Origin of the sequence: Nisaea sp. (assembly GCF_965216895.1) — a bacterium.
Lineage (GTDB): Bacteria > Pseudomonadota > Alphaproteobacteria > Thalassobaculales > Thalassobaculaceae > Nisaea.
In genome coordinates this window covers 475,150-499,688 of the sequence record NZ_OZ244205.1, presented here as the reverse complement: position 1 = coordinate 499,688, position 24,539 = coordinate 475,150, and the positions used below count along the sequence as shown (strand labels likewise).

The window sequence follows — 24,539 nt, the reverse complement described above, 5'->3', positions numbered from 1 at the left end:
ATCCCGGAGAGCCAGATTCCGGCGGTTTTCACCCCATCGTATCGGACTCGGCGCGGCCTTCGATCCGCTCGCGGAAGCGCGTGCGCGCGGCGGGATTCTGCTCGCCCTGGGTATTGAAGAGATTTTTCTCGAGAAAATGCCCGGTGAGATCGAGGCCCTTCAGCAGATCCGCCATATCGCCGCCGCCGCGCCCGATCAGGAAATCCGGCATCGGCAGCAAGCGGTCGCGGTAGGGCTCGCCGGCAGAGAGCGAAACCGCCCGGCCGGTACGCGGGCTGACATAGGCGAGATCGTCGTTCCCGCCGGTCGCGGCGCAGGCGGAGAGATCCAGCCCGTATCCCAGTTCCGCGAGCAACCCGAGTTCCCATCGCACATAGACCGCGATCCAGAGGTCGCCGAGTTCCTCGTTCTCCATCGCCCCGATCAGGGCCAGCAGGCCGGCATGGATCGCGGGATGCGGCTCGCGCTCCGGCAGTGCCCGGTCCGCCACCGCACAGGCTGCCGTCAGCCCCGACAGCTTCAGCGGATCGTCGAAATGTACCGCGGCGTGGCTCGCCGCCAGTTCGAGGGTAAAGCTGCCAAGCTGTTCCGCCAGCCGTGCGCGCCAGGTCGCCAGCACGGCGTTTCCCGGCTGCAGCACGCCTTTCTGTTTCGAGGAGGTTCCGCCACGTACGAGTCCGGCGTGACGCCCGTGCTCTTCCGTCATGAGAACGGCGATCGCTCCGGTTTCGCCATGCGGGCGGACCGAGAGGACAATGCCGGAATCAGTCCATTCCACCGCCGTGCCTTTCGTTCTCGCCCGGGTGCCGCACGGCGGCCTCGTGCTGCCTGTGCGCCTTGCGTTCCTGGTAGGCATTGGACAGCGCGGACGCGAAGATTCCCGCCGGCATCGCGACCAGCCCGACACCGGAGAGGGAAATCAGCCCAGCGAAAATCTTGCCCATCGTGGTGAGGGGATAGACGTCGCCGTAGCCGACCGTCGTCAGAGTCGCTATCGCCCACCACATGGCCCTCGGGATACTGCCGAAAGCCTCGGGCTGCACATCGCGTTCGGCTACGTAGAGCAAAGCGGCGGCCCCGATCATCATCGCGAAGGCGATCATGCTCGTGAAGAAAAGCTCATGGCGCCGCTCGGTGATGCTTTCCCAAACCTCCCGGGCCGCCGAGGTGAACGGGCCGGCACGGGCAAGGGTCAACAGACGCAGCACGCGCAGCAGACGCAGGATGTAGAAATAGGGACCGGCGACCGGAACCGCCGCCCACTGCAACAGGAAGGGCAGGATGGCCATCAGGTCGATCAGTGCGACCGGGGTGAGCATGTATTTCAGACGCCCGAACGGTCCCGAGAATTCGCGCCGCTCCGCCTTGCACCAGACCCGCGCGAGGTATTCCGCGACAAAAAGGCAGCCGAAACCGTATTCAAGGATCAGGAAAAAATCCGGCGAGAGCGCACGTACGGTCGGCTCGCTCTCGAGTACGACCGCGGCCACAGACAGAACGATGGCCACCATGACCACCTTGTTGCTGATCGAAATCGGCTGCCCTGGCCGCGCCTCGACGTCAAGTTCGCGCCAGACCCGGGTCCGCAGGCTATCCAAGGCGAAATACCTTTTGCAGAGGGAAGATCATTGCACGCTCCAGTCGGGCATAAATGACCGCGCATGACAACCGCCACCTCAGGCGTCCGGGTCAAGGCCCCAGTCACGATAGCGCTCCGGATCGTCAATCCAGTTCTCGCGCACCTTGACGAAGACGAAGAGATGGATTCGCTTGTCGAAGATCTCCTGCATCTGGCGCCGCGCCGCCGCCCCGATGGCCTTGATCATCGAGCCGTTCTTGCCGAGCATGATCTTCTTCTGGCCCTCGCGCTGCACGAAGATCACCTGGTTGACGACCGCACTGCCGTCCTCCTTTTCGACCCACTGCTCGGTCTCCACAGTCGCCGCATAGGGCAGTTCCTGATGCAGCCGGTTGAAGACCTCCTCGCGGGTGATCTCGGCCGCCAGCAGCCTCAGCGGCAGATCCGTCACTTCGTCAGGCGGATAGAGATAGGGGCCGGCCGGCATCCGCTCCGCCAGGTAATCCAGCAGATCGTCGCAACCGTCACCGGTCTCGGCCGAGATCATGAAGGTTTCCTCGGCGATTCCGGTTTCCGCCAGTTCGGCGGCGAACGGCAACAGGACGTCTCGCTGGATCGCATCGATCTTGTTCAGGACCAGGACGGCCTTTCGGCCGGTCTTCTGCAGGCCCTCGATGATCCGCCGTGTATCCGGGTCGACCTTCTTCCGCGAGGCGTCCACCATCAGGACGACGAGATCGGCATCCCCCGCCCCTTCCCAGGCCGCGTGCACCATCGCCCGGTCGAGCCTGTGTTTGGGCTCGAAGATGCCGGGGGTATCGACAAGGACGATCTGCGTCGGCCCGTGCATGCAGACCCCGCGGATCCGGGTGCGCGTGGTCTGCACCTTGCGGGTCACGATCGAGACCTTGTAGCCGACCAGCCGGTTCACCAGCGTCGACTTGCCTGCGTTCGGCGCGCCGACGACGGCAACAAAGCCCGCGCGGGTGTTCTCAGTCATCCAGTTTCGCCATCATCTTGCCGGCCGCATCCTGTTCGGCGACCCGTTTCGATTTTCCGGTGCCGGTCTCCGAGCCGACCCCCTCGACGGAGACGCGCACGGTGAATTCCGGCGCATGTGCCGGACCGTCACGGCCGACGGTCTCGTATGTCGGCAACGGTATCTTCCGGGCCTGCACCCATTCCTGCAAGGTTGTCTTTGCGTCCTGCGGCGGCCTCACCTCGGCTTCGACCAGGGGGTTCCAGCATTTCAGGATGAACCGCCGCGCCGCCTCCAGCCCGCCATCGAGATAGAGTGCGCCGATTACCGCTTCCATGGCGTCGGAGAGGATCGTCTCGCTCTCCCGCACCCCTGCCTCGGTCTCGCCGCGCGAGACGATGAGAAAGCGTCCGAGCCCGATCTGCCGCGCCACTTCGGAGAGCGCCTCGCGGCGGACCAGTCCGACATGGCGCTTGGCGATCGCGCCCTCGCGCTCGTGCGGAAAGCGGTCGAGCAGATGTTCCGCCATCACCAGCGCAAGCACCCGGTCTCCAAGGAATTCCAGCCGCTCATAGGCGTTCCAGGCCCGGGGTTCCGCGCTCGCGTGCGTGACCGCCCGGCGCAACACGTCGGAATGGCCGAATTTGTGACCAAGTAGGTCTTCGAGTTCTCCGAGGTCGGCTTCCATCTCGCGGTTACTCAATGGCCTGGAACAACCTGCTGTAGCGTGTCGCGAACGGCCACTTCCAGAACTCGTAGCCCCGGGCGCTGCCGTCGGTGGAGAAGAACAGGAATTCCGCCCGGCCGACGAAATTCTCGAACGGCACCAAGCCGACGGACCCGTCCCGGCTGTCGAGGGAATTGTCCCGGTTGTCGCCCATCATGAAATAGAACCCCTCGGGGATTTCAAACTCCCGCGTATTGTCGTGCTGCGCGCGATCGCCCAGCTGCTCGAGGATATGGTGCTCGACCCCGTTCGGGAGCGTTTCGATGAATTGCGGGATCGAGACTGCGCGACCGTAGGGATCGGTCATAACGTAATCCTCGACCCGGCGCCGGGGAACCATCTCCCCATTGATATGCAGCCGCCCCTGCTTCATTTGGATCCGGTCGCCCGGGAGGCCGATCACCCGCTTGATGTAATCCGTCGACTCGTCCGTCGGCTTCTTGAACACGGCAACATCGCCCCGCTCCGGCGCGGAGGCGAGGATCCGGCCGTCGAAGAGAGCCGGCGAGAACGGCAGGGAATGCCGGCTGTAGCCGTAGGACGGTTTCGAAACGAACAGATAGTCACCGACCAGAAGCGTCGGGAACATGGAACCCGACGGGATGTTGAAGGGCTCGTACGCGACGGTCCTGAAGGCAACCGCAATCAGAATGGCGTAGACGAGAGTCTTGATGAATTCCCGCATGGTACTCCCGGGGGCGCGGTGATGGTCTTTCAGATCACGTTCGGATGGCGGAGATCCGTCATCGGCCGTCCGCGGCAGCGGCGGGCAAGGCGCAATGTATGCCGCATTCGCCCGGTGACGGCAAGCCGGACGCCCTATGCACCGGCTTTCTCGCGCAGACCGGCAGGTTCGGCAGATATCACGACGAAAGCCTGCGCCATCGGCGGTTCGTCCGAAAGACTGAGATCGACACGGGCGACGTAGCCGCCCGGCGTGATCTCTTGCAGGCGGGCAGCGGCAACGCCGCTGAGTTCAAAGGAAGGTTTGCCGGAGGCATCGTTCACTACCTCCAGTTCCCGCCACTGGATCCCGGCCCTGTCTTCCTCGCCCAGCGCTTTCCAGATCGCTTCCTTCGCGGCGAAGCGCTTGGCATATACCGCTGCGCGGTTGGCCTTGTTGTCGGCCCGCGCGCGTTCCCTATCGGTAAAGATCCGGGCCAGGAAGCGGTCGCCGAAGCGCTCGATGGAGCGTTCGATCCGGGTGATGTCGACGAGGTCGCTGCCGATGCCGAGGATCATGTGGCGGTCAAGCGCCGATCCTGCCGGACGCGCCGGCGCGGGCCTTGTCCATCAGCGCGCGCATGCGGCGGATGGCGCTGTCCAACCCGCCGAAAATCGCCTCGCCGACCAGGAAGTGGCCGATATTCAGTTCATGGAACTCGGGCATCTCGGCAATCGGCCCGACGGTGTCGAAGGAAAGGCCGTGCCCGGCATGCATCTCGATGCCTCGCTCCGCGCCATAGCGCGCCGCCGCGCGGATACGGTCGAGATGCGCGACGCGCTCGGCCTCGGTCGCGGCCTCGCAATAGGCGCCCGTATGCAGTTCCACCACCGGGGCGCCAAGCGAGACGGCCGCATCGATCTGCCGCTTGTCCGCCTCGATGAAGAGCGAAACCCTGATCCCTGCCGACCTCAATTCAGAACAGAAGCGGGTCAGATGATTATGCAGACCGGCTGCGTCCAGTCCGCCTTCGGTGGTCACTTCCTCTCGCTTTTCCGGCACGATGCAGGCCGCATGCGGCCGGTGTTTCAAAGCGATCTCGAGCATCTCGTCCGTCGCCGCCATTTCGAAATTCAGCGGCAGATCGATTTCCCGTGTCAGGCGCTCGATATCGCCGTCCGAAATATGCCGGCGGTCTTCCCTCAGATGCGCGGTGATGCCATCCGCCCCCGCATCCGCCGCGAGGCGCGCCGCGCGGACCGGATCGGGGTGCGCGCCGCCCCGGGCGTTCCGGATCGTCGCCACATGATCGATATTCACACCGAGTCTGAGATAACTCATCGACTTCCCGCTCCCTGCTCGGAGACCTGGCCCTCGAGCACACCGTCCCGTGCGGATTTTCTGGCCGCTGCGTCGGCACGCCGCTGGACCTTTCGCGCCCGGTAGCCGTGGATCATCCCCGACAAGGGCAGGTAGAAGAGAATCCAGACGGCTGCTCCGGTGAGAAGGCCGCCGACGGTCATGGTCAGAAGCACATCCAGGCTTTGCCCCAGGGTCTCTCCGGAAATGATTCCCACTATCATGTCAAAGGTCAATTGCGGCGGCGGCCCGTCCTCCGGCGCCCCCATGATCCAGCCCCCGACCTTGTAGATCCAGAGCCAGATGAAGGGAAAGGTCCAGGGATTGCCGATCACGGTTCCGATCGCCGACGCGAGTATGTTCGCGCGGATCGCCCAGGCGAACAGTCCGGCCAGGATGAAATGGAAGCCGATCAGAGGAGTAAAGGAGGCCGCCGCTCCGCAGGCAAAGCCGGCGGCGATGCTGTACGGCGTCCCGGGCATACGACCGAGCCGGTGGAGCAGATAGCGCCAGAGGCGCGTAAAGCCCATCCGCGGCCAGACAAAATCCCTGACCTTCGACGTGATACCCGGCATTTGCCGGCGCTTGAACATGGACGCCGAACCTTTCCCGCTGCGAACTCACATGGCGCCGTATCGATGCTCCTGCCACCGGAGCGCCGGCACCCCTCTTTATTTGGGTCAGCCCCGCGCGCGATCCACCGAATTGATGACCGGAGTCGCACGAAGGGCGGCAATGATCTCCGTCAGATGACGAACATCTCCCACCTCAACATCGATAAACAGCTCGAAGAAGTCCGTCGAACGATTGACGATCTTCAGGTTGATGATGTTGCCACGGCTCTTGCCGATGACGGTCGAAAGGCTGCCGAGGCTGCCCGGCTCGTTGGCCAGGACCACGTCGAGCCTCCCGACATGCATACCGTTTTCCGTCTCCAGATCCCAGGAAACATCGAGCCAACGCTCCGGCGTCGCATGAAAGTTCTCCAGCGTGTCGCAGTCGATCGTGTGGATCGTGACTCCCTTGCCGGTGGTCACGATCCCGACGATGCGCTCGCCCGGCAAGGGGTGGCAGCAGCGTGCGTAATGCACCGCCATGCCCGGAATGAGGCCGCGCAGCGGCACCGCGTCGGCGCTGCCCTTGCGCGCCTTGGTCCGCGCCCTGGAAATCGGCACCACGTTCTGCTTGCCCGGCGCCGGTCGGGTTTCCGGGACAGCCGCATGCAGCACTTCCCGGTCGCTCAGGACGCCCTCGCCGACGCCCGCGAGAAGATCCTCGACGGTTTCGGACTGGAACCTGGAAAGCACCGGCTCCAGCACCTTGTCCGAGTATTTCTGCGCCTCCTGGCGGAACACCTTCTGCATGATGGCGCGCCCGAGATCGGCGAATTGCTGGCGCCGCTGCAGCCGGACGAAGCGCCGGATCCGCGCCTTGGCCTTGCCGGTGACGACGAACTGTTCCCAGGTCGGCGACGGGGTCGAGGTCTTGGACGTGGAGACCGCGACCTGGTCCCCGTTTTTCAACGGAGTCGTCAACGGCATGAGGCGGTCATTGATGCGCGCGCCGACGCAGCGGTCGCCGACTTCGGAATGGACCGCATAGGCGAAATCCACCGGCGTCGCGCCGCGCGGCAGCGAGATCAGGTCGCCCTTCGGGGTGAAACAGAAGACCTGATCCTGATACATCTCGAGCTTGGTATGCTCGAGGAACTCCTCCGGTCCGGAGGCGTGCTCGAGAATTTCGAGAAGCTCGCGTATCCAGCGGTACTTCTTGCCCTCGCGGCTATGCTCCGGGCCTTCCTTGTAGACCCAGTGCGCGGCGACGCCGAGTTCGGCGACCTCGTGCATCTCCCGGGTGCGGATCTGGATCTCGATGCGTTTCTTCAGCGGGCCGATAATGCCGGTATGAAGCGACTGGTAGCCGTTCGGCTTGGGCGTGCTGATATAGTCCTTGAAGCGCCCCGGAATCACCGGGTACTTGCCGTGAACGGCTCCCAGAAGCTGGTAGCACTCGCCAACGTCCTCGACCACGAGGCGGAAGGCCATGATATCGGAGAGCTGTTCGAATCCGACATCCTTGCGCTGCATCTTCAGCCAGACCGAATAGGGCGATTTGCGGCGTCCGGAGATTTCGGGTCCAAGTCCGACGCCTTTCGCCGTCTCCATCAATTCGCCGATGATCCGGTCGACGGTGTCGCTGCCTTCGTCATAGAGATAATCAAGGCGTTTCAGAATCGAGGTGCGGGCGTCCGAATTGAGCTCCGCGAAGGCCAGGTCCTCGAGCTCGTCCCGCATCGACTGGATGCCGATGCGCTCGGCGAGCGGGGCGTAGATATCCATGGTTTCCGCGGCGATGCGGCGGCGCTTTTCCTCCGAGGCGATGAAGTGCAGCGTCCGCATATTGTGGACGCGATCGGCCAGCTTCACCAGAAGGACGCGGATGTCCTCGCTCATCGCGAGCACCAGCTTGCGGAAATTCTCCGCCTGCTTCGTCCGGTCGGACTGAAGTTCGATCCGGGTCAGTTTGGTGACGCCGTCCACGAGACGCAGGATATCGGCGCCGAAAATCCGCTTGATGTCCTCCGGCGTCGCCGCAGTGTCTTCGATCGTGTCGTGCAGCAGCGCCGTGATGATCGTGCTGGTATCGAGGCGCATGTCGGTCAGGATGCCGGCGACCTCGAGCGGATGGGAGAAATACGGATCCCCCGACGCGCGTGTCTGCGAGCCGTGCATCTTCATGGCATAGACATAGGCGCGGTTCAGCGCATCCTCGTCCATGCCCGGATCGTAGTTCTTGACCCGTTCGACCAGTTCGTATTGGCGGATCATGCGCGCCCCTCGGCACAATGCGGGAACGCGCTCATGATATCAGGGCCGCACGAAGCGGCTCCAGCCCCAACGCGGCGGAGAGAATGAAAAACGGGGAGCCGGAGAGGCTTACCCCTCGCGTCCGAGGACCTCGTCATCAACGTCCTCGAATCCGCCACCGGCGCCCTCTTCGTTTGCGGACTGGATCTGCATGCCCAACGCATCCGCAGCGTCCTCGATGGCGGCACCGCCATCGGCCTCGAGCGCGCTCATGTCGTCTTCTTCCGGACCGTCGTCCTCGACGACCCGCTGCAGGCCCTTCACCAGCGCTTCGCGAAGAGCTTCGAGGTCGACCGTGCGGTCCGCGATCTCGCGCAGCGCCACGACCGGGTTCTTGTCGTTGTCCCGATCGACCGTGAGCTGACCGCCCGCGGAGATGTCCCGCGCGCGCTGGCCCGCGACCATCACCAGATCGAACCGGTTCGGAATTTCCAAAATGCAGTCTTCAACCGTGACCCGTGCCATGGGTTTGCGTCCCGTTCCAAAAGATACCGGAAAGGAAGATATATATTGGTTCGGCGAGGCTGGAGCAAGCGATTTAGGTCAGGTTCCACGCCCTTCTTTCAGGATTCCATCGGACGCGCCGTCTGTCCCGGATCCAGTTCCGCGATCAGGTTATCGATCGACGCGCCCGAGCGCGGATGCGTCCAGCCCGGCGCCAGATCTCGCAACGGCAGGAGCACGAAAGCGCGCTCGTGCAACCGCGGATGTGGCAGTACCGGTCCCTTCTCCGCGCCGTCCCGGCAGATTCCGCGATAATCCAGAAGATCGAGATCGATCACGCGTGGAGCGTTCACCACGCCCCGCACACGTCCGTAATCCGCCTCGACCCGGTGCAATGCATCGAGCAGCCGGTCCGGCGCCAGGTCGGTTTCGATCCGATAGACCGCGTTCACGTACCACGGCTGATCGGACACAGGCACCGGCGCACTCTCATACCAGCGAGACACTGCGAGCGAGACGATGCCCGACGCGGCCAGGTCGCGGACCGCCGCTTCCAGTGTCGCGCGCGGGGACGAATAACGCGGGCTGGGGAGATTTGCCCCTACCCCCAAGAATATCATGGACAAGGTTCACCGCCTCAGCCGGAAGCAAGGAAATTGAGCCTGCATGGAAACTTTGGTATAGCCGGGTTGCCTGACAGAAAAGAACGGCAATTTTTCTGAAATCAGGCGCGGCATAATCACAACCTGACGTTACTTGCGGATGACCGCTGCCGCTGCTCTATTGTGCTAAACAGCATTTATTGTGCTGAAAAGAACATTATCAAAGGAACAATTTATGCATTTTTACCCTCAGGAAAGAACCGGTCTATTCATCGACGGCGCCAATTTGTATTCGGCCGCCCGTTCGCTCGGTTTCGACATCGATTACCGAAAACTTCTCTCTGTCTTTGCCGATGAGAGCCGTCTGGTCCGGGCCTTCTACTACACAGCCCTGATCGAAAACGAGGAATACTCGCCGATTCGCCCTCTGGTCGACTGGCTTGACTACAACGGCTACACAATGGTCACCAAGCCGACCAAGGAGTATACCGACGCCTCGGGCCGGCGGAAGATCAAGGGCAATATGGATATCGAGCTTGCGATCGATGTCCTGGAAATGTCGGAGCATCTCGATCATGTGGTTCTGTTCTCCGGCGACGGCGATTTCCGCCGGCTTGTCGAGGCCGTCCAGCGCAAGGGCGTGCGCGTTACCGTCGTCTCGACGGTAAAGTCCCAGCCGCCGATGATCGCCGACGAACTGCGCCGCCAGGCCGATCACTTCCTCGAGCTGCAGGACTTCCAGGCGAAGATCGCCCGCAGCCACCAGGACCGGCCGCCGCGTCCGCAACAGTCGCGCTTCGAGGACGAGGCCGATGAGGACGACGATTACGAGGATCTCGACGAGGCCGAAGTGACGCCACGTCGTCCGAAATACTGAGCCACGGCGTTTCGTCCGATGCCGTCAGCGATCGCCTCTCTTGCGGAGCCGGGACGCGACTGCCCGCTCTGTCCTCGTCTCGTCGATTTCCGCCATGCGAACCGGGAGAAGTTCCCGGACTGGCATAACGGACCGGTCGTCTCCTTCGGACCGAAGGACGCGGCCTTCCTCATTGTCGGACTCGCCCCGGGTCTCCGCGGCGCCAACCGGACCGCGCGGCCGTTCACCGGCGACTATGCGGGCGATCTGCTCTACCAGACACTCGGACGCTTCGGGTTCAGCAGCGGCAGCTACGACAGAGAAGGCGAGGACGATCTTGCGCTCGTCGATTGCCGGATCACCAACGCGGTGCGCTGCGTGCCGCCGGAGAACAAGCCGGTCGGTGCCGAGGTGAAGGCCTGCGCGCCGTTCCTTCAGATGGAGCTTGCGGGCCCGCGCCGCGTGGTGCTCGCGCTCGGCGGGCTGGCGCATGGCGCCATTCTCTCCGCCCTCGGCATCCCGAAGAACCGCTTCAAGTTCGGCCATAACAGCGTGCACGAACCGGGCAGCGGCTTCGCGCTGGTCAATTCCTACCATTGCTCGCGCTACAACACGAACACGGGCAAGCTCACCGAAGAAATGTTCGAGGATGTTTTCCGGACCGTGCGTGGACTCCTCGACGGCGACTGAGGCGACGCCTCACCCCTTGTCGCGCATCAACCGCGCCTTCTCGCGCTGCCAGTCCCGCTTCTTCTCGGTCTCGCGCTTGTCCCGCTGCTTCTTGCCCTTGGCAATGCCGAGCGCCAGCTTGGCAATGCCGCGCCGGTTGAAATAGAGCTGCAGCGGCACCAGGGTCGCGCCTTCGCGCTGGATCAGGCCAAGCAGCTTGTCCCTCTCCTTCTTGTGCACCAGGAGACGCCGCGGACGGCGCGGTTCGTGGTTGAAAGGCTCGGCCGCGGGATATTCCGGGATATGCGCATTGAAGAGGGTCAGCTCGCCCCTGTCCTGCCCCGCATAGGACTCGCCGATGCTCGCCTTGCCGTCACGCAGGCTCTTCACCTCGGAGCCGGTCAGCACAAGACCGGCTTCGATGGTGTCCTCGATAAAGTAGTCGTGCCGCGCACGGCGGTTCTTGGCGATCACGTGGTCGCCCGATTTCTGTCCCGACATGGGAGAATTCCTTCAGCCGCCGGCCCGGCCCCGGCCCGCCGATCAGTTCAGCAGACCGGCATGCCGGAGGGCGGATTCCACTTTCTGTTTGCTGCTGTCGGCGATCTCGCAAATCGGCAGACGCGCGGTCGCCTCGCAGATGCCCAGCAGGCTCGCCGCATATTTGACCGGGCCCGGGCTGCTTTCGCAGAACAGGGCCTGGTGCAGCGGATAAAGCCGGTCGTTGATCGTCCGCACGGTGTCGACGTCACCCTCACCCCAGGCCTTGTGCATCCGCGACAGCGGGCCCGGTGCCACATTCGCAGTCACCGAGATGCAGCCATGGCCGCCCTGGGAGAGATACGGCACCACCGTCCCGTCCTCGCCCGAGAGCTGGCAGAAGTCCGGGCCGATCGCGAGCCGGGTCTCGATCGGACGCGTGGCGCTCGCCGTCGCGTCCTTGACCCCGACGATGTTCGGGATTTCCGACAGCCGCTTCATGGTCTCGACCGACATGTCAATCACGCTACGCGGCGGGATATTGTAGATGATGACCGGAATATCAACCGCGTCGGTAATCGCCTTGAAATGGCGGAACATGCCTTCCTGGGTCGGCTTGTTGTAGTAGGGCGTGACGATCAGCGCCGCGTCGGCACCGGCGTCCTTGGCGTGAGCGGTGAGTTCGATCGCCTCTTCGGTCGAGTTCGAACCGGTACCCGCGATGACCGGCACGCGGCCTGCGGCCTGCTCGATGCACAGTTCCACCACCCGCTTGTGTTCGTCATGGCTGAGAGTCGGGGATTCGCCGGTCGTCCCTGTCGGGATCAGGCCTTCCGTCCCTTCCTCGATCTGCCAGTCGACAAATTTTCGGAACGCGGCCTCGTCGACCGCGCCGTTTTTGAACGGCGTGATCAATGCTACCAGGGATCCCTTGAACATCGGATTTCCAGCATTGTAGGCCACGACTCGTCTCCTGCCGATTGGCATTGGTTTCAGAAAGACGGCGACCATACGCCCAGCGCCGCAGGGGGACAAGAACAAGCATGCCGGGCCCGGCCGTTTTCCGCCGCCCGAACGGTGCTGCCTGGTTCGCCGGGCAAATACCCATAGCGCGCGGTGACTTAGCGTCGCGTTCATTTCCTGCTATCATATTCACATTGCACGGGCTCCCGCGGTCACTCGCCACCTTGGGTCGGTCCCGTGCGTCACGACGCACCGACGGGGGGTCAATTCTGCGAATGCTGTTCCGACTTGGACCGAACCTGTGCGCAGCTCTGGCCGGCGCCGGGCTCCTGCTGGGCGGTGTCGTGGCCATTCTGCCTCCGGAAACGGGCCTCGCGGCCGTGCCCTTGCCAGAAATCCGGCCCACAGAGCAGTCTCCGCCATTGCCGAAACCGCGCCCCGGCGATCTCCTGGTTCCGAAGGACAGCGCAACCGCTTACCGACGCGCCTTCTCCCTTGCGAAACAGGGAAATTGGAAGGCGGTGGAGAGTCTTGCCCGGGAACCGGCGCGCCCGGAACTCGAAAAGGTCCTTGTATGGCTCCGGCTGAAGGATTCGGCGAGCGGCGCCGGCTTCGACGAGCTCTCGTCTTTCCTGCGCAAGAACCCGGCCTGGCCGGACAGACGCCGGCTGGTCGACCTGGCGGAACTCCGGATGCCGGACGACCTTCCGGCGGCCGCGCAGCACGTCTGGTTCTCGGAGATCGCTCCCCGGTCTGCCGCAGGACGGCTCAAGTATCTGCGCAGCCTGGAGGAGGGCAGCGACCGGGAGGCGCTCGCCGTCGCGGCCCGTGCCTATTGGCACGAGACGCCATTCGGCCTGGCCGACCATCGTTCGTTTCTGCGGCGTTACCGCTCTCTCTTGCGGGCCGACGATCACTGGATCCGCCTCGATCGCATGCTGTGGCGCGGACATCTCTCCTCCGCCCGCCGCGTGCTGCCCCTGGTCGAGAAGGACAGGCAGAAACTCGCCCTCGCCCGCATGACGCTGCGCACCCAGGCGCCAGGTGTGGACGGCGCGATCAGCCGTGTCCCGGAGGCACTGCTGACCGACCCCGGACTGCAATATGAACGGCTTCGCTGGCGTCACCGGAAAGGCAAGAAAGACTCTGCGCTCGAACTGCTCTGGTCGGTACCGGCGGAGCAGGAATTCGCAGACCTCTGGTGGCGCGAACGGGCCCGGCAGATCCGCTACGCGCTCGACGAGGACCGCAAGGAGGATGCCTACCTCCTGTCGGCGGCCCATATCCAGCAGGACGGGCTGACCTTCGCGGAGGCCGAATGGCACGCCGGCTGGATTGCGCTGCGTTTCGCCGACAAGCCGGCGGAAGCGCTTGCCGCGTTCGCCCGCCTCTATGACGGCGTCAGCACGTCAATCAGCCTCGCCCGCGCGGCATACTGGGCCGGTCGCGCGGCGGAAACCCTCAAGGAGCCTCTCAAGGCACGCTCCTGGTACCGGCGGGCCGCGGACCATCCCGCCACCTTCTACGGCCAGCTCGCCCAGGCGCGACTCGGTGCCAACAACTTCAAGCTTCCGCGCGAACCGCAGCCGACGCGCGAAATGCGCCGCGAATTCTCGCAGTCGGAACTCGTTCAGGTCGCCTCCGCCCTCAGCCGGGTGGGCCAGGATGAACTTGCGCGCGACTTCGTCCTGCACCTGGCGTGGCTTGCCGACGACGGGCCGCAGGCCGTGCTGGTCGCCCGGCTGGCTCGCAAGCTCGGCTATCTCGACATCGCCGTCCGCGCCGCCAGGAACGCCGCGCGCAAGGGGATCGTGCTCGCGGAAGCAGGCTACCCGACCCGCTACGCAACGGAGCACGGTCCGCTGGAGCCGGCGCTCATGCTCGCCATTATCCGGCAGGAAAGCGGTTTCGACGAGAAAGCGCGAAGCCGCGCAGGGGCCCGGGGACTGATGCAGCTGATGCCGGCCACCGCACGGCATGTCTCCAGGTCGGTCAACCAGCGTTACTCGAAGAACCGGCTGACCTCGGACCCCTATTTCAACATCAGCCTGGGACGGGCCTATCTTTCCGGGCTGATCGACCGCTTCAGAGGCAATTACGTTCTCGCGATCGCCGCCTACAATGCCGGACCAGGCAATGTCGGCCGCTGGCTTCGCGAGCGCGGCGATCCGCGCAATGGCGAGATCGACGTGATCGACTGGATCGAGCGCATACCCTTCGGCGAGACCCGAAACTATGTGCAGCGGGTGCTCGAGGGTCTCGTCGTCTACCGCGCCCGGCTCGGCGGGCGTCACAGTCCCGTGATTTCCTGGGACAAGGTCTCCCCGCGCGACGTCTGGTGCGTTACGGCTTGCGGAATCCTGCTGGACGCGCATCAAGCGTCGGCGCCACTCGGGGAGTAACGCCCAATGCCTGTCCATCCGTCTTTCGCAGGTATCGAAGCCTGCGTGTTCGATGCCTACGGAACGCTTTTCGACGTCCATTCCGCGGTCGCGCAGTGCCGCGGAAGGTTCCCCGACCCCGAGACCCAGGCGGACCGGACGTCGGAGATGTGGCGGATGAAGCAGCTTCAATACACCTGGCTGAGGGGGCTGCAGAACCGGCATGCCGATTTCTGGCAGGTGACCGGGGACGCGCTCGACTTCTGTCTCGACTCCGTACTCGGCAATCCCGGCCCGGCCGGTTTGCGGGACGCTCTGATGGACAGCTATCTCACGCTGCACGCCTACCCCGAAGTGTTGGGCGTACTGCAGAAGCTGAGATCGCGCGGACTGAAGACGGCGATCCTCTCCAACGGTTCGCCGATGATGCTGGAGAAGGTCTGCGAGACCTCCGGCGTCGGCGCACTGATGGATGCGGTGCTGTCGGTCGAGGAGGTCGGGGTCTACAAGCCGCATCCGTCGGTCTATCAGCTCGCGGTCGACCGGCTCGGCGTGCATGCGAACCGCATCTCCTTCCAGAGTTCGAATGCATGGGACGCCACCGCTGCCTCGGCCTTCGGCTTCAAGGTCGCCTGGTGCAACCGCTTTGACCAGGCCCGCGAACGGCTGCCGGGGGCGCCCGATGCAGAGCTGCGGACGCTGGACGAATTGCCGCCCCTGCTCGGCGATTGATCCCGTGACAATCCTGCAATTGCGCCGCTGAACAGACGCTCCTATCGTTTCGCCAGTGCGCCGCCTCGGTGCGTCCTACCAACTGACAGGAGCCCTCGTGCCATGAACGAGCTTTCCCCTTCGCTGTCCGCGCCCGATTTCGAAGACGTCCGGGCCGCAGCCAAGCGTCTTGCGGGCAAAGCCGTGCGGACACCTCTGCTGGAAGCGCCTCTGCTCAACGCGAAGCTGAATGCGCGCCTTCTGGTCAAGCCGGAGTGCCTGCAACGCACGGGCTCCTTCAAGTATCGCGGCGCGCTGAACCGGCTGTCGCTGATCCCGCAAGCGGACCGTGCGAAGGGCGTTCTGGCCTATTCCTCCGGCAACCATGCCCAGGGTGTCGCCTATGCGGCGAGCGAGCTCGGTATCAAGGCCAGCATCATCATGCCGAAAGACGCCCCGGAGATGAAAATCGGCAACACCCGGGCCTACGGCGCTGAAGTCATTCTCTACGACCGCTATTCGGAAAGCCGGGAAGAAATCGGCCAGAGGATCTCGGCGGAAACCGGGGCCACGCTGGTCCGCCCCTACGACGATCCGGGCGTGATCGCCGGCCAGGGAACGATCGGCCTCGAAATCGCCGAACAGGCAGCGGAGATCGGCGCGACGCTCGACGCGGTGATCGTCTGCTGCGGCGGCGGCGGACTTGTTTCCGGAATCGCCCTCGCGCTCGACGGCGCCGCACCGGGCGTTCCGGTCTATTCGGCGGAGCCGGAGAACTTCGATGACATGGCCCGCTCGCTTGTCAGCGGCAAACACGAGAGCAACGCTCCCGAAGCGCGCTCGATATGCGATGCCATCGTCACCCCGACCCCGGGGCAGATTACCTTCGGCATCTGCAAGTCCCTGCTGGCCGGCGGTCTCGCCGTCAGCGACGAGGAAGCGCTCGACGCCATGGCCGCCGCGTTCCGGTACCTGAAGATCGTCGTCGAACCCGGCGGTGCCGTTGCCCTTGCGGCCGCGCTCGGCGGCAAGCTCGATATCGCGGGAAAGACTGTCGCGGTGGTCTGCTCCGGCGGCAATGCTGACACGGAAATGTTCGCGCGCGCGCTCTCCCGTCAACAAGACTGACAGCTGCTCACGTCAGGAGATCGCGCCCAGGCTCTCAGGCGAGCGCGCGGCTATCCTTCTCCTTGGCGTCCGCATCGGCTGCGGCCGGCTTCGAAGCGCCGACCAGGGCGGCCGGCGCCAGGTCCGGTTTCGCCCCGATCCGCTCGAGCGCCTTTTTCTCGCCCGGCTTTTCTTCCGGGAAGTGACGGCAATTGCCTTCGAAGAACGCGCCGGGCTCGATCGTCAGACGCTCCTGCACCACGTCGGCGATGACCCTCGCCGTCTTGTTCAGGGTGACATGCCGGGCCTTGACCTGTCCGGTGACCGCGCCGGCGATCACGATGGCCTCTGCCTCGATCGAGCCGCGGACGACCGCCGTGGCGCTGATGGTCAGCTTCTTGCTCGTGATGTCGCCCTCGACAGTCCCGTCGACCTGCATGTCGCCTTCGCTGACAAGGTTGCCGTTGACGACCAGGTCGGCGCTCAAGATCGACGGCGCCGCCTGCTTCTGCGGCGCTTGCTGCTGACCGCGACTATCCTTTTTTGAAAACATAACGTCCCGCCTTCAGAAAATTTCGCGGATTCAGGGGTCTATTCTTGTATCGAACCTCATAATGCAGATGCGGCGCGGTGCTCCGCCCCGAACTGCCCATGCGTCCCAACACCTCGCCAAGCCCGACCTCCTGGCCGACCTTGACAGCGATACTGCTCAAATGGGCGTACCGGGTCGTGATGTCGTTGCCATGATCAATTTCGACGATTCGTCCGTAGAACGGCTCGCGTTTGGCGCGGATCACCCTGCCGGGCGCCGCCGCCATGATTTCCTGCTTGCGCGGTCCCGACATGTCGAGCCCGGCATGCATGGCCCAGCGTTTGTTGATCGGATCCTTGCGGCGCCCGAACCCGCTGGTGAAATAATAGTCCTTCATCGGCGCGATCAGGGGCACCGACAGGTAGACGTCGCGCAGCTGTTCCCAACGCGAGAGTCTGAGTTCCAACTGGGTTTCCGGCAAATCGGCCTCTGCCCGGTCCGGCTGAAGCTCCGGATGGTAGGGAATGAACGGGCCGCCCTGCCCCATGATCATGCCTTCCGGCATCGGCGCAATCCGCTCGAGATCGAGTCCGGTCCGCCGCAGCACCGCCTCGACCGCGTGAATGTTGTTGAGCGCGCGATCGGAAATCAGCTGCAGCCGGCGCTGGTGTTCCGCATCGATATCGGCCAGGCGCGCTTCCAGAGAGGAGATCCGGGAGCGGAGGGCGTCGTTTTCCGACGCCCCGGAACTGCGCTCGAGCATGACTGTCCTGAGATCGGACCGGAGATGCGCGATCGTTTCGGCGAGCTGCTCGCGCTGGGCCACGGATTCCGCCAGCTCGTTGTTCAGTCGCCAGAGCCGGCCATCGAGTTTCTCGCGCTCGGCCGCAATCTCGTTCTTCTCCGCCTCCAGCGTCTCGAGATGCGTCCGCAGATTGCTGATATGCGTTTCCAGCCCGTTGTTCTTGGCGGTCATGCGCCGGAGCTCGCGACCGAGGAGACTGAACTGGTCGTTCAGGGCCTTGCGGCCGGCATTGATCCGGTCCCGTTCGACCTGAGTGTATCGCAGCCGCGATTCGGTCGAGGTCAGATCGCTCCTGAGACCCTCGTTCTGGTCGAACAGGCGCTGCAGCTGTCCCTGGGTTTCCTTCAGGTCTCGGGTGATCGCGACGACCGAAAGCTGGTAGTCGGAAACCTGATCGAGCAGCTGGCGATAGGAATCCTGGCTGCGCTGAATGGCGACGTCTTTGCCGCGCAGCAGATCGTCCTGCATGTAGACGCCGACCGAAGCGAATCCTAGCCATCCCGCCAGCATCACCCAGACCAAGACGACCCCGACCTGCACGCGGGTGCTGAGCGTGAAATAGCGAATACGGGAATCGGAACGCAGAATTACCTCGCGTTCGCGAAAAATGTGATGAATCCAGGCTGTTATGGTGCTTGCAAGCGAAGTGCTGCGCGTTTCCATACGCAAATAGCCTTGTAGATTTCTCCGACGTCCCCGCAGCAAGAGTACCTGCGAGGCGGCCCCAAAGCAAGCCGGGGAAGATGGCCGGATGATGACCCTAAGTTGCCGGGGAAATGGCTGCAGCTTCGTCCTAAGACCACGCGAAATTATACCAACCCATTCGCCGAAAGAGGTAAAATCGACGTCATGGACCGGACACAATGGCAAGCAGATCAGATCCGGGGCGTCGCCATGGCCCTGCGGCACTGGTTCGAGATCGCCGACACCGAGGAGCGCATGCGCGAACTCGGCATCAAGGGAGGGCCGAAGAATAAGAAACCTCCCAGTGACAAGCGCCTGCATCCGTTCGCCCTGACCGCGTTGCCGCCGCAGATCGTGCATCTGAAACACGACGCCCCGGTCACCACGCTGCACCTGTTGCAGATTGTCTATGACGACGGCGAATTGCGCGCCGACCCGTGGCGCTGGTGGTTCGCCTGGATCAGCATCGAGATGATCTCCCGCCTCGGCCCCGACCCAAGCGGACGCCATGTGAAGGATTTCATCCGCAAAGACGAGAGCCTGAAGCATGTGCGCCAGACCGCGGCGCGCTGGCTCGCCAGCAGCGAGGCCAGAATCGAACAGGTCAATCGCGATTTCCGGACGCTCCTGAAACAGGCTCTGGATGAGCCCGGCGCGCCGGCCGATCAGGACAGCCTGATCCAGAGACTGGGTCAGCCGCTCCTGGTCTTCATCGAGGCGATGGCGAGCGAGGCGGGACGGATCTCCGCCGGCATCACCGAACAGCTGGCGGAGCGGGTCGAACGCATGTAGGCGGACCGTGATGACGGATACCGGCGAGTGCGAGTCGCAATCCGGCTTTTCGAATCGGTGCGGCCGGTGCTAGGCGTTAACCTGTCAATTCCGCTTCAGCCGACAAGGCAATCCTCACATGGCCGAATATTCCGTCTTCAGCCTCGTCCGGAACGCGCTGACGGGGCACAAGAACTGGCAGCGCGCCTGGCGCGACCCGGAGCCGAAGCCGAGCTACGACGTGGTCATCGTCGGCGGCGGCGGGCACGGCCTTGCGACCGCTTTCTACCTCGCCAAGATACACGGCGTGCGCAATGTGGCGGTGCTCGAGAAAGGCTGGCTCGGCGGCGGCAATACCGGGCGCAACACCACCATCGTGCGCTCCAACTACATGCTCGACGACAACGCGCATTTCTACGAGAAGTCGCTGAAGCTCTGGGAGCAGCTGAGCCAAGAGCTGAATTTCAACGTGATGTTCAGCCAGCGCGGCGTGCTCAATCTCGCCCATTCCGACGGGCAGATGGACCGGTTTGCGCGGCGCGGCAATTCCATGCGCCTGAACGGCATCGACGCCGAACTCCTGGACCGCAAGCAGGTCATGAAGATGGTCCCGCATCTCGACTTTTCAGACGAGGCGCGCTTCCCGATCTATGGCGGGCTGCTGCAACCCCGCGGCGGCACCGCGCGGCACGACGCCGTCGCCTGGGGCCTCGCCCGCGGCGCCGACCGGCTCGGTGTCGATATCATCCAGAACTGCGAAGTGACCGGCTTCAGGCGGAACGGCAACCGGATCGAGGCGATCGAGACCAGCCAGGGCACCATCGGCTGCGGCAAGATCGGCTTCGCGGTCGCCGGCAATACCGGTTACCTCGCATCCAAGCTCGGATTGAAGTTGCCGATCGAGAGCCACGTGCTGCAGGCCTTCGTCTCGGAACCGCTGAAGCCGTTCTTCGACCATGTCGTGACCTTCGGCGCCGGACATTTCTATCTCAGCCAGTCGGACAAGGGCGGCCTCGTCTTCGGCGGCGATCTCGACATGTACAATTCCTACGCCCAGCGCGGGAACATGCCGACCATCGACCATGTGATGCGGGCCGGCCTCGCCATGGTCCCGTCGATCTCCCGCCTCCGGCTGCTGCGCCACTGGGGCGGCGTCATGGACATGTCGATGGACGGCAGTCCGATCATCGGCAAGTCGCCGATCGACAATCTCTACCTCAATTGCGGCTGGTGCTACGGCGGCTTCAAGGCGACGCCGGGCTCCGGCTGGGTCTTCGCCCACACCATCGCCGAGGACGCGCCGCATCCGCTGAATGCCGGCCTCCGGCTCGACCGCTTCGAGCGCGGTCACATCATCGACGAAGAATCAACCGGCCCCGTGCCGGGCCATCACTAGGAGGCACCGGAGATGCTCTATATCGACTGCCCCTATTGCGGCTCCCGGGCGCACGAGGAATTCACCTATATCGGTGACGCGTCCAAGAAGCGGCCCGACAGTGCCGGGAAAACCGATCCAGCCTGGGTCGACTATGTCTACACGCGGGACAATCCGCGCGGCCCGCATCTGGAGCTCTGGCACCATTCGCTCGGCTGCCGGGAAGTGGTGAAGGTGCTGCGCGATACCGTGACACACGAAATCCTCGGCGCAGGACGCCCGGGAGACGAGATCGCGGTTCCCGAGACGGAGATCGATCAATGATCCGCGGCAAGGAACAGCAGCCCTACCGGATTTCCGAGGGTGGAGAGATCGAGCGCACGCGGCCGCTCGGCTTCCGCTTCGACGGCAGGAACTATATTGGCTACGAGGGAGACACACTCGCCTCCGCCCTGCTCGCCAACGGAGTTCGGCTGGTCGGCCGCAGCTTCAAGTACCATCGTCCGCGGGGTATCTATTCCGCCGGTCCTGAAGAGCCGAATGCGCTGGTGCATCTGCGCTCGGGCGGCCGGCAGGAGCCGAACACCCGGGCGACGCAGATCGAACTCTTCGCGGGACTGGAGGCGAAGAGCCAGAACCGCTGGCCGAACCTGAAATTCGACCTGATGGGCGTGAACGACCTCGCCTCCCGCTTCCTGGTCGCGGGCTTTTACTACAAGACCTTCATGGGCCTGCCGGGCTGGCATTTCTACGAGCATTTCATCCGCAAGGCGGCCGGAATGGGCGCGGCGGAGCATATCCCGGATCCGGACAGTTACGACAAGATGCATGGCCATGCCGACATCGTTGTGATCGGCGCCGGGCCGGCAGGTCTCGCCGCCGCGCTTCAGGCAGGCGGGAGCGGCGCGCGGGTCTTCCTGATCGACGAGAACGACCGCCCCGGCGGCCGTCTTCGTGCCGAGCGGGAAACTATCGACGGGCGTCCCGCCATGGAGTGGACGCAGAAGACCGTCGCGGCGCTCGAGGACATGGAGAATGTCACCTTCCTCACCCGCACCACCGCCTTCGGATATTACGATGGCGACACGATCGGTGCTCTGGAACGGGTCTCCGATCACCTTCTCGCGCCGGAGCCTTTCAAGGTGCGTCAGCGCCGCTGGCTGATCCATGGAAAGAAGATCCTGCTCGCGACCGGTGCAACCGAACGCCCCCTGGTGTTCGACGGCAACGACCGGCCCGGTGTCATGCTGGCAGGCGCGGCCCGGACCTATGCCAACCGTTTCGCCGTGCAGGCCGGCAGGCGTGCCGTCGTCTTCGCCAACAGCGACGACGGCTACCGGACGGCACTGGACCTCGCCCGTGCCGGAATCGAGGTGCGCGGCGTGATCGATCCTCGAATTGGCATACAGAGCGCCCTCAAGGATCAGGTCGCCGCATGCGGGATCGATATCGTGGAAGGCGCCGCGGTCGCCCGCACGCATGGTTATCTCGGCCTCGCAGGCGTCGACATCGCCGACCTCGATTCCCTCCGTTCGGGCAGGATGCCCGAGACCCGCTTCATACCCTGCGACCTGCTGGCCACTGGCGGCGGATGGAGCCCCAATGTCCATCTGCACAGCCACCAGAGCGGACGGCCGGTCTATGATCCGGCAATCGCCGCCTTCGTGCCAGGAGCCTCGCGGATGAACGACCGCTCGATCGGTGCCGCGCGCGGCCGGTTCGGCCTCGCGGAGTGCCTCGCCGACGGGATCGCCGCCGGACGCGATGCGGCGGAGGAACTCGGCTTTGCCGCCGGTCCGCTTGCTGCCACACCGGCGACGGAAGAGCCTGCGGCCGGCCCCTTCATGACCCTCTGGCAGGTGCCCGCCCTGCCGGACCGAAAAGCGCGGAGTTTCGTCGACCTGCAGGACGACGTCGCCGCCTCCGACGTCAAGCTGGCGGAGAGCGAGGGCTATGTCTCGGTCGAGCATCTGAAGCGCTACACCACGCTCGGCATGGGCACGGACCAGGGCAAGACCTCGAACATCAACGGCCACGGCATCCTGGCGGAAGCGCGCGGGATGGATGTCGCCGCTGTCGGCACCACCACCTTCCGCCCGCCCTATACCCCGGTCGCCATCGGCGCTTTTGCCGGGCGCGAGCGCGGGCACCACGCCCACCCGGTTCGCCGCACGCCGATGCATGACTGGCACCTCGCCAACGGCGCGAAGATGATCGAGGCGGGGCTCTGGATGCGGCCGCAATATTATCTGGAACCGGGCGAGACACCGTCCCGCGCCACGATGGACAAGGCGATCACCCGCGAGACTCTCGCCGTCCGCAACGCCGCCGGCATTTCCGACGTCTCCACGCTCGGCAAGATCGATATTCAGGGCGCGGACGCGGCAGAATTCCTCAACCGCGTCTATATCAACGGCTGGAAGACCCTCGCGATCGGCAAGGCGCGCTACGGCGTCATGCTGCGCGAGGACGGGATCGCGCTGGACGACGGCACCACCTCCAGGATCGGCGAGAACCATTACTACATGACCACCACGACCGCCGAGGCAGGCCCGGTGATGCAGCACCTGGAAGTGCTGCTCCAGGTGCACTGGCCGGATCTCGACGTGAAGATCGCGTCCGTCACCGACGAGTGGGCGGCGATGGCGATCGCCGGTCCGAACAGCCGCGCGATCCTCTCGGACCTCTTCCCCGAGACGGACCTCTCTAACGACGCTTTTCCTTTCATGGGCGTGCGCATGGCCAGCCTCGGCGGCATCCCGGCACGAATCTTCCGGATCAGCTTCTCCGGCGAGCTGGCCTACGAGATCGCCGTCCCGGCGGATTACGGCGCGGCCGCATGGGAGCGCTGCCTTGAGGTTGGTTCAGACCACGGCATGGTGCCCTACGGGCTGGAGGCCCTGAACATTCTGCGCATAGAGAAGGGCCACGTGACGGTCAGCGAGATCGACGGACGGCATACCGCCGCCGATCTCGGCTTCGGCAGGATGATGAGCACGAAGAAGCGTTTCGTCGGCGACGCACTTGCGACCCGGGAATGCATGGCCGATCCCTCGCGCCCGGCGCTCGTGGGCCTGACGCCGCTCGACGGCAAGACCAAGATCCGCGCCGGATCCGTGCTGGTGGAAGATCCGAGAACCCCGCCGCCGGTACCCAAGCTCGGTCACGTCAGTTCGACGGCTTATCTCAGCCCCAATCTCGGCCGTCCGATCTCGCTCGCCATGCTGAAGAACGGACCGGAGCGCATCGGGGAGACAGTGTGGGCTGTCTTTCCGCTCCGGGACGAGGCGGTCGAATGCCGGGTGACCTCGCCCGTTGTCTATGACGAGGAAGGAGCGCGACTTCATGGCTGACCCAGCATCCGCCGTCCGCCGTTCGGCTCTCTCCAACGTGCGCGTACCGGGCGATTTCGGCGCGACTCCGTTCAATGGCCCGGGCATTCATCTCGCGGAACGCGCACCGCTCTCCGTCGTGCAGGTCGAGACCGGCGCCGAGAGAACCGGAGAGCTGATCGAAGCAACAGGCACAACGCTCGGCATCACACCGTCGCAAGTGCCCAACGCCGCGACCGGAACCGGCCGCCCGCGCATTCTCGGGACCGGCACCGGGCGCTGGATTGTTGTCGAACCGGAGAGCCGCGACCTTGCGGGCATCCTCCGCGCAGCCCTGCCAGAGAGTACGGCCGTGACCGACCTCTCCCATGCCAGGGTCTGCCTCCGTCTCTCCGGCCGCGAGGCGCGGACGCTGCTCGCCAAAGGCTGCAGCATCGACCTGCATCCGGACGCCTTTCGGCCGGAGACCAGCCGGATGACGAGCCTGTTCCACTCTGCGGTGCTGATCGACTGCCGCAGCGCCGGGCCGGTCTACGACATCTATGTTCACCGCTCTTATGCCGTGCATCTGTTCGAGATGCTGCTCGACGGTGCGCTCGAATTCGGCTGCCGGGTCGCCTGAAGCCGGATCTTGGCTTGTTCGCGCGCAACG

General features: G+C 64.4%; 25 protein-coding genes. 10 read left to right on the top strand and 15 right to left on the bottom strand.

Annotated elements, in window-relative coordinates; all coding sequences use genetic code 11:
- Positions 1–28 precede the first annotated feature (28 nt).
- The 11 genes from recO to folK all read right to left on the bottom strand — a co-directional run bounded on the left by recO (position 29) and on the right by folK (position 9,239).
- Positions 29–778, bottom strand: coding sequence for a DNA repair protein RecO (recO, locus tag ACOOE1_RS02360; protein WP_420404739.1), 750 nt, complete (start codon positions 776–778; stop codon positions 29–31).
- On the bottom strand, positions 765–1,598 hold the full coding sequence (locus ACOOE1_RS02355) for an ion transporter (RefSeq protein WP_420404738.1): 834 nt from the start codon (positions 1,596–1,598) through the stop codon (positions 765–767). The genes recO and ACOOE1_RS02355 overlap by 14 nt, the downstream gene beginning before the upstream one ends.
- Positions 1,599–1,676: 78 nt before the next feature.
- Positions 1,677–2,579 carry a GTPase Era gene (era, locus tag ACOOE1_RS02350; RefSeq protein ID WP_420404737.1) on the bottom strand — a complete coding sequence of 301 codons (903 nt, stop codon included), beginning with the start codon at positions 2,577–2,579 and terminating at the stop codon, positions 1,677–1,679.
- Complete coding sequence (gene rnc / locus ACOOE1_RS02345; protein WP_420404736.1) at positions 2,572–3,246, bottom strand: ribonuclease III; 675 nt, start codon at positions 3,244–3,246, stop codon at positions 2,572–2,574. The genes era and rnc overlap by 8 nt, the downstream gene beginning before the upstream one ends.
- Positions 3,247–3,253: 7 nt before the next feature.
- A complete protein-coding gene (gene lepB, locus ACOOE1_RS02340; protein WP_420404735.1) occupies positions 3,254–3,970 on the bottom strand; it encodes a signal peptidase I in 717 nt (238 codons plus the stop codon).
- A 134-nt stretch (positions 3,971–4,104) separates the two neighbouring features.
- The gene (gene acpS, locus ACOOE1_RS02335) at positions 4,105–4,527 is read right to left on the bottom strand and encodes a holo-ACP synthase (RefSeq protein ID WP_420404734.1); all 423 of its coding nucleotides are present in this window, start codon (positions 4,525–4,527) and stop codon (positions 4,105–4,107) included.
- A gap of 7 nt (positions 4,528–4,534) precedes the next feature.
- Positions 4,535–5,290, bottom strand: coding sequence for a pyridoxine 5'-phosphate synthase (locus ACOOE1_RS02330; protein ID WP_420404733.1), 756 nt, complete (start codon positions 5,288–5,290; stop codon positions 4,535–4,537).
- Positions 5,287–5,883, bottom strand: coding sequence for a DUF2062 domain-containing protein (locus ACOOE1_RS02325; RefSeq protein WP_420404732.1), 597 nt, complete (start codon positions 5,881–5,883; stop codon positions 5,287–5,289). The genes ACOOE1_RS02330 and ACOOE1_RS02325 overlap by 4 nt, the downstream gene beginning before the upstream one ends.
- Positions 5,884–5,988: 105 nt before the next feature.
- Positions 5,989–8,136, bottom strand: coding sequence for a RelA/SpoT family protein (locus ACOOE1_RS02320; RefSeq protein ID WP_420404731.1), 2,148 nt, complete (start codon positions 8,134–8,136; stop codon positions 5,989–5,991).
- A 108-nt stretch (positions 8,137–8,244) separates the two neighbouring features.
- Entirely contained in the window at positions 8,245–8,640 is a 396-nt protein-coding gene (gene rpoZ, locus ACOOE1_RS02315; protein ID WP_420404730.1) for a DNA-directed RNA polymerase subunit omega, read from the bottom strand.
- A 98-nt stretch (positions 8,641–8,738) separates the two neighbouring features.
- Positions 8,739–9,239: a 2-amino-4-hydroxy-6-hydroxymethyldihydropteridine diphosphokinase gene (folK, locus tag ACOOE1_RS02310; protein ID WP_420406398.1), complete on the bottom strand. Its 501-nt coding sequence runs from the start codon at positions 9,237–9,239 to the stop codon at positions 8,739–8,741.
- 217 nt (positions 9,240–9,456) lie between these two features.
- Here folK and ACOOE1_RS02305 point away from each other — a divergent pair, with 217 nt between their 5' ends.
- Both ACOOE1_RS02305 and ACOOE1_RS02300 read left to right on the top strand, forming a co-directional pair.
- Positions 9,457–10,098 (top strand): NYN domain-containing protein, encoded by a 642-nt coding sequence (locus ACOOE1_RS02305; protein ID WP_420404729.1) that lies wholly within the window; start codon positions 9,457–9,459, stop codon positions 10,096–10,098.
- A gap of 18 nt (positions 10,099–10,116) precedes the next feature.
- Positions 10,117–10,767 carry a uracil-DNA glycosylase gene (locus ACOOE1_RS02300; RefSeq protein WP_420404728.1) on the top strand — a complete coding sequence of 217 codons (651 nt, stop codon included), beginning with the start codon at positions 10,117–10,119 and terminating at the stop codon, positions 10,765–10,767.
- Between the two features lie 9 nt (positions 10,768–10,776).
- On the opposite strand, the gene smpB is transcribed toward ACOOE1_RS02300, so the two are convergent.
- Entirely contained in the window at positions 10,777–11,247 is a 471-nt protein-coding gene (smpB, locus tag ACOOE1_RS02295; protein ID WP_420404727.1) for an SsrA-binding protein SmpB, read from the bottom strand.
- Positions 11,248–11,289: 42 nt separating this feature from the next.
- Complete coding sequence (gene dapA, locus ACOOE1_RS02290; RefSeq protein WP_420406397.1) at positions 11,290–12,165, bottom strand: 4-hydroxy-tetrahydrodipicolinate synthase; 876 nt, start codon at positions 12,163–12,165, stop codon at positions 11,290–11,292.
- A gap of 299 nt (positions 12,166–12,464) precedes the next feature.
- Here dapA and ACOOE1_RS02285 point away from each other — a divergent pair, with 299 nt between their 5' ends.
- The 3 genes from ACOOE1_RS02285 to ACOOE1_RS02275 all read left to right on the top strand — a co-directional run bounded on the left by ACOOE1_RS02285 (position 12,465) and on the right by ACOOE1_RS02275 (position 16,409).
- The gene (locus tag ACOOE1_RS02285) at positions 12,465–14,591 is read left to right on the top strand and encodes a transglycosylase SLT domain-containing protein (protein ID WP_420404726.1); all 2,127 of its coding nucleotides are present in this window, start codon (positions 12,465–12,467) and stop codon (positions 14,589–14,591) included.
- Positions 14,592–14,597: 6 nt separating this feature from the next.
- Positions 14,598–15,302, top strand: coding sequence for a haloacid dehalogenase type II (locus ACOOE1_RS02280; protein ID WP_420404725.1), 705 nt, complete (start codon positions 14,598–14,600; stop codon positions 15,300–15,302).
- A gap of 102 nt (positions 15,303–15,404) precedes the next feature.
- Positions 15,405–16,409 carry a threonine ammonia-lyase gene (locus ACOOE1_RS02275; RefSeq protein WP_420404724.1) on the top strand — a complete coding sequence of 335 codons (1,005 nt, stop codon included), beginning with the start codon at positions 15,405–15,407 and terminating at the stop codon, positions 16,407–16,409.
- A gap of 34 nt (positions 16,410–16,443) precedes the next feature.
- Here the strand turns inward: ACOOE1_RS02275 and ACOOE1_RS02270 are convergent, their stop codons facing one another.
- Positions 16,444–16,875: a bactofilin family protein gene (locus ACOOE1_RS02270; protein ID WP_420404723.1), complete on the bottom strand. Its 432-nt coding sequence runs from the start codon at positions 16,873–16,875 to the stop codon at positions 16,444–16,446.
- A 46-nt stretch (positions 16,876–16,921) separates the two neighbouring features.
- Entirely contained in the window at positions 16,922–18,388 is a 1,467-nt protein-coding gene (locus ACOOE1_RS02265) for a peptidoglycan DD-metalloendopeptidase family protein (protein ID WP_420404722.1), read from the bottom strand.
- A gap of 186 nt (positions 18,389–18,574) precedes the next feature.
- Here ACOOE1_RS02265 and ACOOE1_RS02260 point away from each other — a divergent pair, with 186 nt between their 5' ends.
- From ACOOE1_RS02260 to ACOOE1_RS02240, 5 genes are all read left to right on the top strand, one after another.
- On the top strand, positions 18,575–19,201 hold the full coding sequence (locus tag ACOOE1_RS02260; protein WP_420404721.1) for a hypothetical protein: 627 nt from the start codon (positions 18,575–18,577) through the stop codon (positions 19,199–19,201).
- A 118-nt stretch (positions 19,202–19,319) separates the two neighbouring features.
- Positions 19,320–20,576, top strand: coding sequence for a sarcosine oxidase subunit beta family protein (locus ACOOE1_RS02255; protein WP_420404720.1), 1,257 nt, complete (start codon positions 19,320–19,322; stop codon positions 20,574–20,576).
- A gap of 12 nt (positions 20,577–20,588) precedes the next feature.
- Positions 20,589–20,879, top strand: a complete 291-nt coding sequence (locus ACOOE1_RS02250) for a sarcosine oxidase subunit delta (RefSeq protein ID WP_420404719.1) — start codon at positions 20,589–20,591, stop codon at positions 20,877–20,879.
- Positions 20,876–23,908: a sarcosine oxidase subunit alpha family protein gene (locus ACOOE1_RS02245; RefSeq protein ID WP_420404718.1), complete on the top strand. Its 3,033-nt coding sequence runs from the start codon at positions 20,876–20,878 to the stop codon at positions 23,906–23,908. Before ACOOE1_RS02250 ends, ACOOE1_RS02245 begins: the two co-directional genes overlap by 4 nt.
- Complete coding sequence (locus tag ACOOE1_RS02240; RefSeq protein WP_420404717.1) at positions 23,901–24,509, top strand: sarcosine oxidase subunit gamma; 609 nt, start codon at positions 23,901–23,903, stop codon at positions 24,507–24,509. The genes ACOOE1_RS02245 and ACOOE1_RS02240 overlap by 8 nt, the downstream gene beginning before the upstream one ends.
- Positions 24,510–24,539: the final 30 nt, after the last annotated feature.

What these genes read in the sequence shown, in the direction of transcription:
- era (WP_420404737.1), bottom strand. Translation starts at nt 2,579, where the DNA reads ATGACTGAGAACACCCGCGCGGGCTTTGTTGCCGTCGTCGGCGCGCCG.
- rnc (WP_420404736.1), bottom strand. Translation starts at nt 3,246, where the DNA reads ATGGAAGCCGACCTCGGAGAACTCGAAGACCTACTTGGTCACAAATTC.
- lepB (WP_420404735.1), bottom strand. Translation starts at nt 3,970, where the DNA reads ATGCGGGAATTCATCAAGACTCTCGTCTACGCCATTCTGATTGCGGTT.
- acpS (WP_420404734.1), bottom strand. Translation starts at nt 4,527, where the DNA reads ATGATCCTCGGCATCGGCAGCGACCTCGTCGACATCACCCGGATCGAA.
- ACOOE1_RS02330 (WP_420404733.1), bottom strand. Translation starts at nt 5,290, where the DNA reads ATGAGTTATCTCAGACTCGGTGTGAATATCGATCATGTGGCGACGATC.
- ACOOE1_RS02325 (WP_420404732.1), bottom strand. Translation starts at nt 5,883, where the DNA reads ATGCCGGGTATCACGTCGAAGGTCAGGGATTTTGTCTGGCCGCGGATG.
- ACOOE1_RS02320 (WP_420404731.1), bottom strand. Translation starts at nt 8,136, where the DNA reads ATGATCCGCCAATACGAACTGGTCGAACGGGTCAAGAACTACGATCCG.
- rpoZ (WP_420404730.1), bottom strand. Translation starts at nt 8,640, where the DNA reads ATGGCACGGGTCACGGTTGAAGACTGCATTTTGGAAATTCCGAACCGG.
- folK (WP_420406398.1), bottom strand. Translation starts at nt 9,239, where the DNA reads ATGATATTCTTGGGGGTAGGGGCAAATCTCCCCAGCCCGCGTTATTCG.
- ACOOE1_RS02305 (WP_420404729.1), top strand. Translation starts at nt 9,457, where the DNA reads ATGCATTTTTACCCTCAGGAAAGAACCGGTCTATTCATCGACGGCGCC.
- ACOOE1_RS02300 (WP_420404728.1), top strand. Translation starts at nt 10,117, where the DNA reads ATGCCGTCAGCGATCGCCTCTCTTGCGGAGCCGGGACGCGACTGCCCG.
- smpB (WP_420404727.1), bottom strand. Translation starts at nt 11,247, where the DNA reads ATGTCGGGACAGAAATCGGGCGACCACGTGATCGCCAAGAACCGCCGT.
- dapA (WP_420406397.1), bottom strand. Translation starts at nt 12,165, where the DNA reads ATGTTCAAGGGATCCCTGGTAGCATTGATCACGCCGTTCAAAAACGGC.
- ACOOE1_RS02285 (WP_420404726.1), top strand. Translation starts at nt 12,465, where the DNA reads ATGCTGTTCCGACTTGGACCGAACCTGTGCGCAGCTCTGGCCGGCGCC.
- ACOOE1_RS02280 (WP_420404725.1), top strand. Translation starts at nt 14,598, where the DNA reads ATGCCTGTCCATCCGTCTTTCGCAGGTATCGAAGCCTGCGTGTTCGAT.
- ACOOE1_RS02275 (WP_420404724.1), top strand. Translation starts at nt 15,405, where the DNA reads ATGAACGAGCTTTCCCCTTCGCTGTCCGCGCCCGATTTCGAAGACGTC.
- ACOOE1_RS02265 (WP_420404722.1), bottom strand. Translation starts at nt 18,388, where the DNA reads ATGGAAACGCGCAGCACTTCGCTTGCAAGCACCATAACAGCCTGGATT.
- ACOOE1_RS02260 (WP_420404721.1), top strand. Translation starts at nt 18,575, where the DNA reads ATGGACCGGACACAATGGCAAGCAGATCAGATCCGGGGCGTCGCCATG.
- ACOOE1_RS02255 (WP_420404720.1), top strand. Translation starts at nt 19,320, where the DNA reads ATGGCCGAATATTCCGTCTTCAGCCTCGTCCGGAACGCGCTGACGGGG.
- ACOOE1_RS02250 (WP_420404719.1), top strand. Translation starts at nt 20,589, where the DNA reads ATGCTCTATATCGACTGCCCCTATTGCGGCTCCCGGGCGCACGAGGAA.
- ACOOE1_RS02245 (WP_420404718.1), top strand. Translation starts at nt 20,876, where the DNA reads ATGATCCGCGGCAAGGAACAGCAGCCCTACCGGATTTCCGAGGGTGGA.
- ACOOE1_RS02240 (WP_420404717.1), top strand. Translation starts at nt 23,901, where the DNA reads ATGGCTGACCCAGCATCCGCCGTCCGCCGTTCGGCTCTCTCCAACGTG.